At 56.5% G+C, this 15,750-nt stretch carries 13 protein-coding genes; all 13 read right to left on the bottom strand.

The window, feature by feature from the left end:
• Positions 1-6: 6 nt before the first annotated feature.
• Complete coding sequence (locus PEH01S_RS27720; RefSeq protein ID WP_127489355.1) at positions 7-831, bottom strand: ABC transporter permease; 825 nt, start codon at positions 829-831, stop codon at positions 7-9.
• A 49-nt stretch (positions 832-880) separates the two neighbouring features.
• A complete protein-coding gene (locus PEH01S_RS27725) occupies positions 881-1,825 on the bottom strand; it encodes an ABC transporter permease (protein ID WP_025850500.1) in 945 nt (314 codons plus the stop codon).
• Positions 1,826-1,830: 5 nt separating this feature from the next.
• Positions 1,831-2,835, bottom strand: a complete 1,005-nt coding sequence (locus tag PEH01S_RS27730; protein WP_025850501.1) for an ABC transporter ATP-binding protein — start codon at positions 2,833-2,835, stop codon at positions 1,831-1,833.
• Positions 2,832-3,824: an ABC transporter ATP-binding protein gene (locus PEH01S_RS27735; RefSeq protein WP_127489357.1), complete on the bottom strand. Its 993-nt coding sequence runs from the start codon at positions 3,822-3,824 to the stop codon at positions 2,832-2,834. The genes PEH01S_RS27730 and PEH01S_RS27735 overlap by 4 nt, the downstream gene beginning before the upstream one ends.
• Positions 3,825-4,205: 381 nt before the next feature.
• Positions 4,206-5,210: an SIS domain-containing protein gene (locus PEH01S_RS27740; protein ID WP_025850503.1), complete on the bottom strand. Its 1,005-nt coding sequence runs from the start codon at positions 5,208-5,210 to the stop codon at positions 4,206-4,208.
• A 27-nt stretch (positions 5,211-5,237) separates the two neighbouring features.
• Positions 5,238-6,062 (bottom strand): PfkB family carbohydrate kinase, encoded by an 825-nt coding sequence (locus PEH01S_RS27745; RefSeq protein ID WP_025850504.1) that lies wholly within the window; start codon positions 6,060-6,062, stop codon positions 5,238-5,240.
• Between the two features lie 17 nt (positions 6,063-6,079).
• On the bottom strand, positions 6,080-7,825 hold the full coding sequence (locus PEH01S_RS27750; RefSeq protein ID WP_127489359.1) for a hydantoinase B/oxoprolinase family protein: 1,746 nt from the start codon (positions 7,823-7,825) through the stop codon (positions 6,080-6,082).
• Entirely contained in the window at positions 7,822-9,897 is a 2,076-nt protein-coding gene (locus tag PEH01S_RS27755; protein ID WP_127489361.1) for a hydantoinase/oxoprolinase family protein, read from the bottom strand. The genes PEH01S_RS27750 and PEH01S_RS27755 overlap by 4 nt, the downstream gene beginning before the upstream one ends.
• A gap of 462 nt (positions 9,898-10,359) precedes the next feature.
• Positions 10,360-11,313, bottom strand: coding sequence for an ABC transporter substrate-binding protein (locus tag PEH01S_RS27760; protein ID WP_025850507.1), 954 nt, complete (start codon positions 11,311-11,313; stop codon positions 10,360-10,362).
• Positions 11,314-11,529: 216 nt separating this feature from the next.
• The gene (locus PEH01S_RS27765) at positions 11,530-12,507 is read right to left on the bottom strand and encodes a helix-turn-helix transcriptional regulator (protein WP_127489367.1); all 978 of its coding nucleotides are present in this window, start codon (positions 12,505-12,507) and stop codon (positions 11,530-11,532) included.
• Positions 12,508-12,577: 70 nt separating this feature from the next.
• Positions 12,578-13,762 carry an MFS transporter gene (locus tag PEH01S_RS27770; RefSeq protein ID WP_025850509.1) on the bottom strand — a complete coding sequence of 395 codons (1,185 nt, stop codon included), beginning with the start codon at positions 13,760-13,762 and terminating at the stop codon, positions 12,578-12,580.
• A 119-nt stretch (positions 13,763-13,881) separates the two neighbouring features.
• Positions 13,882-15,300: an MFS transporter gene (locus PEH01S_RS27775; RefSeq protein ID WP_127489363.1), complete on the bottom strand. Its 1,419-nt coding sequence runs from the start codon at positions 15,298-15,300 to the stop codon at positions 13,882-13,884.
• A 90-nt stretch (positions 15,301-15,390) separates the two neighbouring features.
• The coding region (locus PEH01S_RS27780; RefSeq protein ID WP_164828057.1) for a MarR family winged helix-turn-helix transcriptional regulator at positions 15,391-15,750 on the bottom strand (360 nt) is incomplete at its 5' end.

Raw genomic sequence — 15,750 nt, forward strand, 5'->3', positions numbered from 1 at the left:
CCAAAGCTAGGAACGGTTCAATTTCGGGTCCAGGATATCTCTCAAGCTGTCTCCAAGCAAATTGACGGACAGGATCGTGATCCCCAGGCAGAGCGAAGGCCAGACGGCATACATCGGATTCAAGCTGATATAGCCCCGCGATTGGCCGATCATCTGTCCCCACGAAGGCTCGGGAGGAACGACGCCCAAGCCGAGGAAGCTGAGCCCCGATTCGAGAAGAATCGCCGCTGCGATGGTCAGGCTGATCTGGATGATGAGCGGAGACATGATATTGGGCAAAATACAGCCGAACAGCACCCGCGTATGGGAAGCTCCAAGCGACAGCTCGCTCTCGACATATTCCTGTTTCTTGATCTGCAGGGTCGATGAATAGGCAATGCGGGCAAAATGCGGCGCATACACAATTCCGATAATCATGATCAGGTTTTTAATCCCCGCTCCCCAGAAGCCTACCACCATCAAGGCCAGCAAAATCGGCGGGAAGCACAGGACGATATCCACGGCCCGCATCACCGTTTTCTCCGCGATTCCCCGAAAGTAGCCCGCTACAATGCCGAGCAGCAGCCCGACGGCAAATGCCAGCAGCGTAGAACCCAGCGCCACGGTAAGCGAAGGGCGAATCCCCAAAATCAGCCGGCTTAAGATGTCCCGGCCGAATTCGTCGGTGCCGAACGGATGATCCGGCAAAGCCGGCTTCAGCACCAGATTGGGGTTGATTTCCAGCGGGTCATGGGGAACGATCCACGGCCCGATCGCCGCAATAACCAGAATCGGAAGCAGAACGATAACGCTGACTACAAACGTTCTGTTCCTCAGACACTTTTTCAGCATATTCCCACTCCTTACGTTAAACACGTCAACCGTTCGCTGCTGTCGCGTCTTAGCGCACCCTTGGGTCCATCAAGCCGTACAGCAGGTCGACCAGCATGTTCACGACGATAAAAAATGCGGACATCACGACGATACAGCCTTGAATCAGAGGATAGTCGCGGTTCGCGATCGACTTCACCAATAGCGTGCTCATGCCCGGCCAGTTGAACAGGTATTCGATCAGCACCGTGCCTCCGATCAGGTTGCCGAGCTGCAGGCCGATGACGGTGATGACGGGAATGATCGCATTGCGGAAAGCATGGCGCGAAATGATGGACCACTCGGATAACCCTTTGGCCCGAAGCGTCTGAACAAACTCCTTGTTCAGCACCTCCAGCATGGACGAGCGCGTCATTCTGGCAATCGAAGCGGCCAGGCCCAACGCCAGCGTCAAGGAAGGCATCGCCAGACGCAGCATATGCTTGCCGGGGTTATCGGCAAATTCGACAAAGCCGCTGGCAGGCAGCCATTGAAGCTTGAAGCTGAAGAGAAGAATCATAAACGCGCCGAGAACGTAGACGGGAAACGAAACGCCCAAAGCCGCCAGAGACGAAAGGATCAGATCGAGGACGCTCTGCCGCTTCAAGGCAGCGGCAATCCCGAGCGGAACCCCGATTAACGTTGCGAGAACGATGGAGACAAGCGCCAGCTCGATCGTATTCGGGAGCCTTTGCGAAATATACGTTTTGACCGGGGTTTTGTCAAAAAGCGATTGGCCCAAATCCAATTGGGCAAAACGGGCCAGCCACTCCCCGTACTGCTTGATCAAAGGCTGGTCCAAGCCGAGCGTATGACGCATTTCCGCGACGGCGGCCGCGTCTCCTCCGCGTTCGGTCCCAAGAACGAGGACGGCAGGATCGCCCGGCATAAGATGGATCAGCGAAAATACCAAAGTGCCTACGATCAGCACCTGAACGATAACGAGCGCCATTTTACCAGTCAAATAACGTATCAATTCGATCACCCTCTATCTGTAGAACCGGTTGGATTCCCGCCGTTTTCATATAAATGGCATGCCACGGCATGCTTGTCGCTGATTTGCATAAAATCGGGCGCGACTTCGCTGCAGATCGGCATCGCTTCCGCGCACCGGGTGCAAAATCGGCAGCCCGCCGGCGGATTGACGGGGCTTGGAACGTCGCCGCTTAAAATAATGCGCTCCTTGGCAAAGTCGGGGTCAGGCATCGGAATCGCCGACAGCAGCGCTTTCGTGTACGGATGCTTGGCATTGGCATACAGCTCCCCCGCATCCGCGATCTCCACGATTTTTCCGAGGTACATGACGGCGATCCGGCTGCTCATATGCCTGACCACCGATAAATTATGGGAAATGAACAAGTAGGTCAGACCGAATTCGTTCTGCAGCTCGTTCAGCAGATTAAGAATTTGCGATTGAATGGACACGTCCAAAGCGGATACGGCTTCGTCGCACACTACCAGCTTCGGATTTAAAGCAATCGCCCGTGCGATGCCGATCCGCTGCCGTTGACCGCCGGAAAATTCGTGCGGATAGCGGTTTATATAGTGAGGGCTCAATCCGACCAGCTCCAGCAGGCGCTTCACCCTTTGTTCCTTGTCCGGGCCGGCGGCCTCACGGTGAATCTCGAACGGCGCCCCGATAATCTCGCCTACGGTCCTTCTCGGGTTTAACGATTCGAACGGTTTCTGGAACACCATCTGCATTTTCCGGCGCTGTCTTCTCAATTCCTTGCCTTTCAGCTTCAAAAGATCGCTGCCGTCAAACCGGATTTCGCCGCTGTCGGCATCGGTCAGCCGCATCAGAACGCGGGACAGCGTGCTTTTGCCGCAGCCGGATTCGCCGACGAGTCCGAAGGTCTCTCCTTTGAAGATCGAGAAGCTGACATCGTCAACCGCTTTCACATAGCCGTGCCGGTTCGCAAAGAGGCCCTTTTTAAGCGGGAAATATTTTTTTACATGGCTGACTTCCAGAAGCTTGTCGTTCATCCCGCTTCGCCCTCCTTCAAGGCCGGATCCGATTTCCAGCAGCGGGCCCTGCAGCCGCCGCCGGTCGGGAACATTTGCGGTTCCTGCCTGCTGCATATCTCGGCGGCATCCGGGCATCTCGGACTGAACCGGCAGCCTTCAGGCATCGAGTTAATGCTCGGCACGGCTCCGCTGATGCTGTACAGCTTTTCGTTCGCCTGATCCAAGTGGGGAATGGAGCGAATCAAGCCTTGGGTATACGGATGCTGCGGGTTCCGGAAGATCGACCTGACGTCCCCCTCTTCCATGACCTTGCCGGCATACATCACCGCCACCCGGTCGGCCATCTCCGCAACGACGCCGAGATCGTGGGTAATCAGCATGATGCTCATGTGCATTTCGTCCCGGAGCTTCTTCAGCAGGTCGAGGATTTGCGCCTGGACGGTTACATCAAGCGCCGTCGTCGGTTCGTCGGCAATCAGCAGCCTGGGGCTGCACGAGAGCGCCATGGCGATCATGATCCGCTGGCACATCCCGCCGGACAGCTCGTGCGGATAGGCATGCATGACTCTTTCGGGGTGAGCGATGCCCACGTGCTTCAACAGCTCCAACGCCTTGTCGAACGCGCCGGATCGCGATATCTTGTTATGGATGCGCAGCGCCTCGATCAATTGGCTGCCGCAAGTATAGACAGGGTCCAGGGCCATCATCGGATCTTGAAAAATCATGGAAATGGCCTTTCCCCGGATTTGAGACATTTCCTTTTTCTTGACTTTCAGCAAATCCCGGCCTTCGAACCAGATCTCGCCGGATGCAATTTTCCCCGATGCGGGAAGAAGCTGCATCAGCGAAAGCGAGGCCACCGTTTTTCCGCTGCCGCTTTCGCCGACGATACACAGGATTTCCCCTTTGTTGATCGTTAAATCCACGCCGCTAACCGCCGGAAATACGCCCTTTTCCGTTTTGAATTCCGTGCTCAGGTTGCTGATTCTCAGCAGAATATGATTCATGAGTATCTCTCCCAGCCTTAACGCTTTGATAACGCTATCAACAATCCAAACGCTCCGCTTCGTTCAACCGCCGCCGGATCCCCCGCACCGATGTCCTATTTCAAGAAGGCATTAGTCAAACGCATCGTTTCTCTTTCTAGCCCTATTATATTATTGTGTCACCTTTCATCCCATGTAACGGTGTATGTTTTCGTTGTAAATTCATCCTGTCTTTTGGACAAAAAGCACGCTTTGCATAGGGCCGGCTTCTTCGGCGTTATTTTCTATGACGATATTTCGTTTTTGTTGCAATATCGTCTGATTCGCGATGACAAAAATAATGGTCACAGCCCGGCGGAAGCCCGCGCTAAGCCGTGACCGTTGAACGGTTGCCGGTTGGCCTTAATAAGGTACCTTGAACATGTAACGCCGCGTTTCCAGCGGATGGTTTCTGGCTTTGGACAACGCCAGGGCCAACATGCGCAGAACGAAGTTGATGACGAGCGGGGCCAAGTAACCTTTCACCTCTTCGTCAATCCCGGTCAGATCGAAGGTTTTCGCATCGATCACAATTCGCTTCTCGCCGTACTGCTCCAAGAACGCCAACGCCCGTTCCTCCAATGGACGCGTTTCGTCCAAGCCCATCAACAGAATGAACGGAACGTCCTTATCCAGAATCTCGAACGGCCCATGGAAAAATTCCCCGGCATGAATCGCATGGGAATGAATCCACTGCATCTCCATCAAGATGCAGATCGCGAAGGAGTAGGCCATCCCGTAATTCGCTCCGCTGGCCATCGTGTAGATGATTTTTTCGTCCTTATATTGCTCGGCATAAGCCTTCACCTGTTCCTCATGCTGCTTCATGACCTTCTCAAAGACGCCGCCCAGGTTGTCCAAGCTGCTCAGCAGCTTTTCGTACTTGCGATTGCCTTCTTTGATATACAGCAGCCCCATGGACAATTTATACAGGATCGCATAGTTCATGATTTCCGGGTGAGGCTCCATATGGCCTGCCGAAATCCAGCTGTAGTTGACGATAAAGTCGGATTCGTCTGCGAGCGGAGCATGCTCCACATACATCAGGGAAACGGTCAGAGCGCCTTTGCTTTTGGCAAATTTGGCGGCCTCCGTCGTTTCCGGCGTTTTGCCTTTATGCGAGCACAAAATGACCAACGAATGCTCGTTCAGGGATTGCGGATTCCGGTGAATGAATTCATTGGAGCTGAACACTTCGGCAGTAATATGTTTGGACTCGCAGTCCAGGAAATATTTGCTGGGATACATCAGGGCGGACGAGCCGCCGCATGCCACGAAAAATACGCGTTTGATCGTTCTTTGCTTGTAAGCCTCGAAGATTTGATGCAGTTGAGAATCGGCCTTGGTATAAGGCATGGAATTTGTCATGGCCATAGCCTCCTGAATGGATTGTTGTTATTTTTTCTTGCCATAACCGAACGCGCCATAATGCCCGCAGGTGAGAGCCGCCGACCGGGAAGCCCGAAGCAGCGCCTCGTTCATATCCCGATGCTCGTGATAAGATGCCAGGAAGGCGCCGATGAAAGAATCGCCCGCCCCCATCGTATCGACGATAACGCCGCCGGCCGCCGGCGGCTGCTTGTAGACGACGCCGTTTACCGAAAACATCGCGGGCTCCGCTCCTCTCGTCACCCCCGCTACCCGGACGCCCAACCGGTGAACCTCCTCGAACAAGTAACGGATTTGACCGGGCGACATGTCGCTGCCCGAGAAAAAAGCATAAGTCAAATAAGGGCAAATCTGCCGCAAGTAGGCCGCATCCCAGCGCTTGGGCGTGGAAAAGTCAAACGAAAGCGCCTTGTGCGCCAACCGGTGCAGCTCGTGCTCCATATCGCTGTTCACACTCGTGTGCACGACGTCGAATTCGTTAATATAGTCCAGATCGTCCTGCGTCAGGCGGAGCGTCAACAGGGACTGTACACGGGTTCCGCGATTCGTTCCGATAAAAATCCGGTCGCCGTCCCCGCTCAAGGCGACGACCGCCTCGCCGTTCGGACCGTACGCTCTGCGGAGACGGGCATGGTCGATACCTTCTTCCCTCAGGCAGCTCACCACATGCTCCGAAGCCGCATCGTCTCCTACGATGCCCAAATAAGCGCTGGCCTCGGCCCCGTTCCGCCTGCCGGCGACCGCCACATTCAGGGCGTTCCCTCCCGGGTACATCAGACCCTGATCCTGGTAATAATCGACAACGTTGTCACCGATGCCAATCAGCTTCATGTGCTTGCTCGCCCCCTCTAAGCCTTAGCCCCCGCTCTGCGCTCCGCCGTCGCCTGCTCGTCGATCCGCAGACCGGTTGAGTCGGATACCAGCACAACTCCGTAATCGGCTTCCGCCGCCTGGCGAGAAACCTTCCCCTCGCGCACATCCTTGAGTACGGACTCAGCCGGGCGATCATACGGGTTTCCGTAACCGCCCGAACCCGGCGAGCAGACACGGACCAAATCCTCTTTGTTCAGCGATATGCCGGAGATTTTCGATCCCAGCCGCTCGGGCTCGCCTCCGTTCAAAGACACCCAGAAGCTGCCCGGGCTCCCGCTCTTGCCGCCCTCCAAGCCCCATGGCGCGAACTTGTGACGGTCTCCCAGACCCGTATAGCTCATCCCGTCGCTCAAGATACGGAAGTCTCTTTGAATACCGAGGCCTCCCCTGAACCGCCCGGCTCCGCCCGAATCGGTCCTGAGCTGATACCGTTCCACCAGGACCGGGTATTCCCTTTCCAATGCCTCTACGGGCAGGTTCGACGTATTGGTCATATGCACCTGAACGCCGCTGAGCCCGTCCCCCCGGGAGTGTGCCCCCGCGCCTCCGGCAATCGTTTCCAGATAAACGAAATAGTTGCCGGTTTTCGGGTTCGTGCCGGAGAAAATAGCCGAGGTCACGACGCTGTTGCAAGCCGCCAGGACGCGGTCGGGCGCTACTTGAGCCAACGCGCCCAGGATCACGTCCACAACCCTCTGGGCCGTATCGATCCGCTGCCCTACCGGAACAGGCAGCTTGCAGTTGACGATCGTCCCTTCCGGCGCCGTCACTTGAAGCGCCCGGTATATCCCGTGATTGGCAAAGATCGATTGTCCGGCCACGGCTTTGAAGCAGTAGAAGGCCGTGGTCAGCAGCCCCGAATACGTCATGTTCAGCGGTCCGGGCACCTGCGGGCTCGTTCCCGTAAAATCCACCTTGGCCGTACCGTCTTCGATCGTGATCGCAGCCCGAATCGGGATCGGGGTATCCGAATTCGCCCCCGCGTCGTCCAAATAGTCTTCGAACGTATAGGTTCCCTCCGGCAGCGTACGGATTCCCGCGCGCATCAGCTGCTCCGCATAATCGAGCAGCGCATCGGTGCATTCCGCGAAATAATCCGGCCCGTATTTCCGAACGACCTCCGCCATCCGTTTGGTCCCGGCAATGTTCGAGGCGATCTGCGCATCCAGGTCCCCGCTCCGTTCCACCGGGGTCCGCGTATTCAGAATAATGTAATCGTACGTCTCCTGAACGAGCTCGCCCGCCCGGCAAATCCGCCCCAGCGGAATCCGCAGCCCTTCCTGGTAAATGTTATCCGAATGCGCCGACACGCTCCCCGGCACCATTCCGCCAATGTCGGAATGATGCGCGATGTTCGCTACGAACGCCACCAGCCGGTCCCCGAGAAAGACGGGCGATACCATGGTGATGTCCGGCAGATGTGTCCCGCCCCCCGCATACGGATCGTTGGTGACAAACATATCGCCCGGACGAAGCGATTGGACGGGAAACTTTTTCAATACCTCGCCGACCACGCCGAGCATCGACCCCAGATGCATCGGCACGTATTCCGCTTGTGCGATCATGCGCCCCTTGGCGTCGAACAGGGCCGTCGAACAGTCTTTTCGCTCTTTAATATTGGTGGAGTAGGCGGTTTTCACCAACGTCACGCCCATTTCCTCCGCAACGGAAAGCAGCAGGTTGCCGACGATTTCCAGCGTAATGGGATCTATCCGTTTCATCGTTGTTCCTCCTCGCCAAAGGTATGAATCACCAGATTGCGGTACGGGTCCACACCTGCGGTTTGCCCCGGCAGAATCAGAATGGTGGAGTCCATCTGCTCGATAATGGCCGGACCCGCAAGGCGGTCGCCGGGAACCAGCTCGCTGCGTTGATAAATGGGCGTATCGTAATACCCCGGACGATCCGTCTCCGCGAAGTAAACTTCCCGGCGCGAGGTCGGCTGTACGGACCGGCTGCCGCTCTCCTCCGTCCGGCGCAGCGCCGCCTTGGGCAGCTCGCCGAGAGCCGTGACGCGATAGTTCACGAATTCGATAACCCCCGACCGGTTGGAGTAGCCGTAGTGTTTCTCATGCTGTTCATGGAACCGCGTCAGGATCCCCTGCACCCCATCGTCCGTCAGCTCGGACCATTCGACAGGCAGGGTCAATTCGTAATTTTGCCCCTTGAAGCGCAAATCCAACCCCAGCACATACCGGCGCTTCGGCTCCGGAATGCCTTCCTTCTCCAGCATGGCCGCCCCTTCTTGCATCATGGCGGAAAACAATCCGCGAATCGTCTCCATGCTGCCGCCGGTGGATTCGAGCAGCATCGAACGTACATAGTCGGAACGGACGTCGGTCACCAAGAGGCCGAGGGAGCAGAAGGTGCCCGGGGACGGCGGAACCAGTATCCTTGGGATGCCGAGCTCACGGGCTAGGGCTCCGCAATGCAGACCGCCTCCGCCCCCGAAGGAAACGAGCGTAAATTCCCTTGGATCGTAGCCCTTCTCGACGGAAATGAGGCGGATCGCCCGCGTCATGTTGGCATTCACGACAGTGAGGATGCCCATGGTCGCCTCCAGCAGCGACAGGCCCGTCCGGACGCAAAGATGCTCCTGCACGGCCCGCTTCGACGCTTCCACATCGAGCGTCATTCTGCCGCCAAGAATGCCGTCCGGATTCAAGCGCCCGAGAATAGCGTTGGCGTCGGTTACGGTCGGACGGGTTCCTCCCCTCCCGTAAGCCGCCGGCCCGGGCATCGATCCGGCGCTTTCCGGTCCGACCTTTAGCGCGCCGCCTGCATCCAGCCAGGCAATCGATCCGCCGCCGGCGCCGCATGCGTGGATGTCCAGCATCGGAATGCGGGCGGGGAACCCTTCGACTTCCCGTTCCATCGAAATTTTCGGCTCGCCGTTTTCGATCAGGCTAAAATCCGCCGAAGTGCCCCCCATATCGAACGTAATCATATTTTTGTAACCGGTCAGCTCGGCCAGATGAGAAGCCGCCACGACCCCGGCCGCCGGTCCGGAAACCGCCGTGCGCACCGGATTCGATACCGATTCCTGGATCGAAATGATGCCTCCGTTCGACTGCGTAATGTACGGATCGACCGGAATTCCCGCCTTGCGGACAGATTGCTGGAAATTTTCCATATAGCGCTGCATCACCGGACCAAGGTAAGCGTTCAAAGCCGTCGTGCTGAGCCGGGCGTATTCCCTGAATTCGGGAACCACCTGATGGGAAGCCGAAACGTAGGCCTCCGGGAATTGACGGCGAATCTCCTCAACCGCCTGCTTCTCGTGCTCCGGGTTCAGATAGGAGAACAGGAAGCATACCGCGATCGCCTGCACGCCTTCCTGCTTCAATCGTTCAATTGCTTCCCGCAGCCTGTCCGGGTCCAGCGGCTTGCGAACGCTGCCGTCCGCATACAGACGCTCGTCAACTTCCAAGCGCAGATGACCGGGTATAACCTGCTCGGGCTTTTCCTTGAAAAAATCATACAGACCGGGACGTGTCTGACGTCCGATTTCGAGCAAATCGCGAAACCCTTCGGTGACAAGCAGTCCTGTCAGCGCCCCCTTCCTCTCGATCAGCGAATTGGTCGCCACTGTCGTGCCGTGGGCCAGGTACCGGACCTCCGACACCGAAACTCCGTTCAGCTCAAGAATTTGCTCGACGCCGTTCATGATGGCCCGGGACGGATCATCCGGCGTGGAGGGAACTTTGTGGTTTAAGATCTCTCCCGAGCGGGTGTCGACCAATGTTACATCGGTGAAGGTTCCACCGACATCTACTCCGACTATATAACGCATGCTTTTCCTCCTCATCCGCATTGGAATCATACTGGAAAGTCAACCGTCCGTCTTTCTTACACCAATTGATAGAGGGTTACCCCCCCCTTTTTGTCCGCCTCACCCTCCGGTTGTTCGGTGTAATGTATTGTTACAAGTGAATTATATAAGCCCGGTTTCCGGCAAACCATGGAATATCGTACTCATTACTTGTCAAATCGTCTCCTCATTTTCGGACGTCTTTGCGCTCGTCCGGCATGACGGCCTTAAACCGGGTTAGACAAAAAGCAAAAGAAAGAAAAATATCATAGTTGAAGCGATAGAGTACAATTTTTCATGGACCACACCCTCGTGTCATGTTAGTTAACAAAAAAACACCCTTGCGTATCGCAAGGGCCAGAGTGTTGAGAAAGTGGTCAACTAAGATCATAGAGGTTACGAAGAGGAGGGAGATCCGCTTCCGGTCGCCGCAACCGTAGCCCCTTACCGGTTCCCCATCGCCTTCATCACTTCTTCGATCGCAATCATTTTGCCAAGCGGCATCGGTCCGAGGATGGACGAGTCCTCAATATAATAGACTTGATTGCTTTTGGGAGCCTTCATTCCGTTCCAGATCGCGTTGTCCTTCAGCGTTTCTTTGACGCCCTTTTCAATCGGCGTAGCGTAGTTGTTGACGATAAAAATATGATCCGGGTTCATCGTCGCAAGCGTTTCGAGGGACAGGGACCCGCCCTTTTCGTTGCCCGGCACCGGCTTTAGTCCAAGCTCCTTATAAAAATCGGCGACGCGCTGCTCATTGAAGGTGATGAATTGTTTCCCGCCGTACATTGCAAACAAGACCGTCTCCCCGCTGCGGACCGCCAGCTTCGCTTTATACTCCTTCGCCTTGCGGTCGAATTCGGTCAGGAAGGCCGCAGCCTTCTCTTCCTTCCCGATGGCCCCGGCAATCAGCTGCAGCGTCCCCTTCCAATCCTCGGTGTACGGAAAAATAACCGTCGGCGCAATTTGGCTGAGCTGGTCGTATTGATCGGCCATATCGTTGGAGGCAATAATTAAATCCGGCTGCGACGCGAGCAGCCTCTCCATGCTCACTTCTTTGCCGAGATCGATTACGGGCTTCCCATCGAGCTTTTTCTTTAAATTCGGGAAGCTGCTCATCATCGCCATCCCTTGTGCGGCGACGGGAATTTCATCCAAGACGACCAAATCGTCGACAAAAGTGAGATAAGGCGCCGCGATTTTTACCGGCCGCTCCTTGATCACCGTTTCCCCTTTCATATGCTTGATCGTCCTCGGAAAAGAAGCTTGCGCCGCCGTCCCCTCGGGCTTAGTCTGATCCCCTGAAGCGCCGGCTCCCGGGTCGCTTGCCGTGCATCCGGCCATCATTCCGGCGATCGCAATCAGTAGCAGAAGCGATAACCAGACTCGTCTGTGCATGTTTTTGGCCCTCCTTTGTGTTTTGCCGCCGGTCCTTGCGGGGCTTGTACCCTTGATTAATTGATAACGATACTCATTATCAACAAATGGTATGCTACCGTATCATGGTCCGCTCATCCACCCCTGCACGGATTTTTTCTGCGGTTGCCGGGATTTTTAATGCGCAGCAAAAACCGCCAAAGGAATTTCCTCTGGCGGTCAGACGCGGAAGGCCCGTTATTTGCGGACGAGCTCGCCGGGATTGAACCCGTATTTCTCGCGGAACACTTCGGCAAAATGGCTCGGATTCGAATAGCCGACGACGCAGGCGGCCTGATTCACGTTGACCTGCCCCTTCTGCAAGAGCAGCAGCGCTTTCTCCAGCCTCTTCTCCCGCAAATAGCCGAATACCGTATGTCCGTACACTTCCTTAAACCCGATTTTCAGCTTGAAATCGTTAAGACCGACCGTTCTGGACAGCTCCAGCAGCGAAGGCGGACTATCCATGCGGTGCAGCAGCACCTCTTGGGCCTGGCGAATTTTCTCCAGATCGTTCTTGCTCAGCTTCGACCGGATATGCTTATCGTCGGGCTCGCGGTCCCACAGCAGCGTATGAAACGACAGGGAAAGCAGCTCCAGCGCCTTGCTTTCCATATAAATTTTGCGTGTCCCGTTCGAGTAGGAGGCATCCAGCATCTGCTGCAGGATGACGGAAGCCGCAGGCTCGATCGCCTGCTCGAAGAGACGGAACGGACTTCGATCGACCAGCTTGGCAAAATCGACGGCGCGCTTTCCTTCAAAATCTTCCATAAAACGGTCGAACGTCACGACAGGAATCCCAATGCCTACTGCAAGCATCGGCTGGTTCCCGACGAAGTCAAAATGCGCGTGAAACCGGTCCATCAGCTGCAGCGTGCAGCGGTTCGAGCGAAATTCGTGTCTCCTGCCGGAGATATGAAGCTCCCGCTTCCCTTGCAGGCAAAAGCTAAGCTCGACCATCGCCGAATCCGTGCGCAGCTGAAATTGACGGTTCCGCGACAGCGTATAATCCGAAATGACGATCTCCAGATCCGGTCGCGGCACGAACCGGCGCAGCGCACCTTCTCCGGCATGCCGCGGCACGGGCAGCTGCTCGGTCCGGTCCGCATAACGGCGTGACAATTGAAAGCCGTCGAAAAACGCATTGTAGATTTGATGAAAATCCGCAGCTATCATCGGCAGCACCTTAATCCTCTCACTCGGTTGTCGTTCATCCTCCTCTCAAATGATAATAATTCTCATTTGATTAGTCAACCACGGCCTGCCGTTTCCCCTGAATTCCCCGGCCGCTCCACACGTAGCCCGTGAGCAGTGCAAGCACCAGGATCAAGAGCCAGAACGGCGTTTCCGGGCTAATCCGGTACAGGAACGTGCCGGTCAACGGGCCGAGAAGCGATCCGATCCCGATGGCTGCGGCGATCAACCCTGCGGCAGCGCCCTGTTCATGGTTGGCTACGGCCAAGGAAGCTCCCGAGGTGAAGCCGGGAATCGCCAGCCCCACACCGATCCCCATCAGGGCGAAAGCGGCAAAGAACGGGGCGATATGGCTGAAGCTTACGAGCAGCACAAGACCGATCGTGAAGACCGGGACGCCGAATTGCAGTAATTTCAAGGGAGTCAGCCGGTTTTTGCGGACAACCGTGAACTGGACCAGCGCCATCATGAAGCCGATGCAGAACAGAGCTGCGCCGACGGCTTGCGCCGTTTCGGTCGCCGACAAGCCAAGCTTATCCTGAAAATAAAATCCGGCGGTCACCTGCGTCTGGATCAACGCCATCATGACGATCATCGCGACCGCAAGGTAAGGAAGTATTTCTTTGCGCAGCGTTTTTTTCTGCCGGCCGTGAGCCTGCGGCTTGGAATTCGCCATGCCGAAGGCGACCCAGAGCATGACGAGCAAAGGCAGAGCCGCCGCGAGATAGATCGGGGCCAGCAGACTCAGGGCGGTCAGCAGCGCGCCGACCGCAGGACCGACGACAAGACCGAGGCCGTTGGCAGCGCCGATCAACGACATGCCGGCGGCGCGGTCCTTCTCCGTCGTAATATCCGCCATATACGCTTGACTGGACGACAGGACGGCCGGAAACGCGGCTCCCAGCAGCAGGCGCGAGATAAGCAGCAGCGTAAACAATACGGCTGGCTGGAACTTTCCGTCCAGGCCTTGCTCGGTCACCGCGACGAACATGCCGAAGCTGGCGACCATTCCCGTCAGGCCGATCAGCAGAACCGGCTTGCGTCCGATGCGGTCGCTCCAGCTTCCCCAGAACGCCGAAGTGAGCAGCACCATGAACGAGGAAGCCGCTACAATCCAGCCGGCATCGGTTTCCGAAAGTCCGAGCTCGCGGATTAGCGGAGCGACGAGCGGATTGAGAATGCCAAGACCGACATAACCGATCAGGACCGAAGTAAAAATAATGGATTTTGCACGCATTTCACGATTCCTCCCTCCGTTTCGTTTCCTATTGTAGAGGGAACGGAACCCGGTGTCCGCCTTCCTGCGGAGCGCGCCGAACACTGGAGGGATTTTTTCTTTTGCTTAATCCACGTCTCCTAAGAATCGATGCCGGACGCCGCAAGCCGCCGGCTTTTTAAGGCTACAAGCACGAATACGGCAAGCGCAGCGAGGCTTAAGATCAGGTTAAGAACGAAAATCGTATAAAAAGCGTCCGCTTCGTGCCGCAAGCCCTCTTCGGTCTGACCGCTCAATAACCCGAGCCCGACGGCCGCCCCCAGCACCATGCCCACGTTCCGGGTCAACGCGATTATACTGCCCATGGCGCCGCTGTAGGCGGCCGGCGTGAGGTTCATCATCAAGCTGTTGTTCGGGGAAGCGATCAGCCCCATGCCCGTTCCGAACAAAGCTAACACCACGATTATTCCCGGCAGGGATAAGCTGTCCAAGAACAAAGCCATGAGCAGCGATCCCGCCCCCATGGCGCCCAGGCCCGAGACGATCAGCCGCTTGGGGCCGCAGCGGTCCGATAAGCTCCCGGCCAAAGGGCCTGTCACCGCCAACAAAATGGGGTATGCGGTCATGACATAACCGAGAGCGGCATGATTGATCCGGGCAAAGGTCATTAAATAAAATGGGGCTGCAACCAGCACGGCATTGGCAAGCGCGAAAGAAATCAAGCTGACGGCCAGGCCGACGCCAAGCATCGGCTTGCGCATCAAGTGAACCGGCAAAAAAGGCTCAGGATGCCGGGATTCCCAGCGCAGAAGAACCAGCAAGCTGATGCCCGAGATGATGAACGGCATCCAGGTTTGCGCCGAGCTCCATCCGCCCGCCTGGCCGCCACGGGAAACCCCGAAGATCAGAAAGCCGATGGCAGCGGCAAAACAAAGCGCTCCCACGCCGTCAAACGAACGCGCTTTGTTCGTCGTCTGCCGGTCCGGAATATAGCGGTAAGCCAGGAACGTCGCCAGAACGGCCGCCGGAACATGGATGACAAACAGCCAACGCCACGTCAGCCATTCCGTGATGAGCCCCCCGGCAATCGGCCCTGTCATAGCGCCCAGCGCAACAGCCGTGCTCAATACCCCTAATGCGCGTCCCCGCTGTTCCTTGGGCAGGTGAACCGTGAGCAGCGCCATGTTCGTGGACTGAAACATCGCAGCGCCAACGGCTTGCAAGACCCGACAAACGATTAAGGCGGTAACATGCGGCGCAAATGCGACAAGCACGGAGGCAACCGTGAATAACAAGTAGCCGAGATTATGGACGGTGCGATGCCCGAGCCGATCCCCCCAATGGCCCATCAACGGAAGGCATAGACTGATGACCAACAGATAGGCGGTTGTAATCCACTGCACAGTTGCGAGATCGGTTTGAAACGTTCCGGACAGCCCGGGAAGCGCCACGTTCACGATACCGGCGGTAAAATGCGAAATAAAGGCCCCCATGTAAATCGAGAGCTTCATCCATCGGTTAGATTTGGAATGCCCGTTGGAATGCTCGTTCAGACCCATTTGATCGTCACCTCAGTCCTTATGCTTGCATTGTCCCTATCAATAGTTTAGTTTCGAAACTAAACTAAAAGAGCAAAAAAAGAGAAAGCACTATTTTTTCAGAAAAGCAATGAATTTCTCTATCCCTTCCTCGAACGTACTTATCCCTTCGGCGCCCAGCTCCGCGCGAAGCTGATTGTAGAAGCTTCTATGCAGCTCCTCGTGCGCTTTGTGGGCGGCTTTGCCCTGCTCCGCGAGCGAGACGATGACGCTCCGCGAATCGCCCGGATGAGGGGTGCGGCGAACGAGCGCTTTCGCCTCCAGCCGTCCGATAATTTGCGTAGCCGCTCCCTTGGTGATGCCGAGTCTTGCGGCCAATTCGCTCATGAGAATGCCATCTTCCCGGCCAATCGCGTCGATCGTATGAATCTCGGTCGGTGTCAGCGGGCCGACGCCGCCGTAATGGCGGGG

The sequence above is a fragment of the Paenibacillus ehimensis NBRC 15659 genome, assembly GCF_004000785.1.
Lineage (GTDB): Bacteria > Bacillota > Bacilli > Paenibacillales > NBRC-103111 > Paenibacillus_G > Paenibacillus_G ehimensis.

Excerpts from the sequence above, each read along its gene's own strand:
- PEH01S_RS27720 (WP_127489355.1), bottom strand. The coding sequence starts at position 831 with ATGCTGAAAAAGTGTCTGAGGAACAGAACGTTTGTAGTCAGCGTTATC.
- PEH01S_RS27730 (WP_025850501.1), bottom strand. The coding sequence starts at position 2,835 with ATGAACGACAAGCTTCTGGAAGTCAGCCATGTAAAAAAATATTTCCCG.
- PEH01S_RS27735 (WP_127489357.1), bottom strand. The coding sequence starts at position 3,824 with ATGAATCATATTCTGCTGAGAATCAGCAACCTGAGCACGGAATTCAAA.
- PEH01S_RS27740 (WP_025850503.1), bottom strand. The coding sequence starts at position 5,210 with ATGACAAATTCCATGCCTTATACCAAGGCCGATTCTCAACTGCATCAA.
- PEH01S_RS27745 (WP_025850504.1), bottom strand. The coding sequence starts at position 6,062 with ATGAAGCTGATTGGCATCGGTGACAACGTTGTCGATTATTACCAGGAT.
- PEH01S_RS27750 (WP_127489359.1), bottom strand. The coding sequence starts at position 7,825 with ATGAAACGGATAGATCCCATTACGCTGGAAATCGTCGGCAACCTGCTG.
- PEH01S_RS27755 (WP_127489361.1), bottom strand. The coding sequence starts at position 9,897 with ATGCGTTATATAGTCGGAGTAGATGTCGGTGGAACCTTCACCGATGTA.
- PEH01S_RS27760 (WP_025850507.1), bottom strand. The coding sequence starts at position 11,313 with ATGCACAGACGAGTCTGGTTATCGCTTCTGCTACTGATTGCGATCGCC.
- PEH01S_RS27765 (WP_127489367.1), bottom strand. The coding sequence starts at position 12,507 with ATGATAGCTGCGGATTTTCATCAAATCTACAATGCGTTTTTCGACGGC.
- PEH01S_RS27770 (WP_025850509.1), bottom strand. The coding sequence starts at position 13,762 with ATGCGTGCAAAATCCATTATTTTTACTTCGGTCCTGATCGGTTATGTC.
- PEH01S_RS27775 (WP_127489363.1), bottom strand. The coding sequence starts at position 15,300 with ATGGGTCTGAACGAGCATTCCAACGGGCATTCCAAATCTAACCGATGG.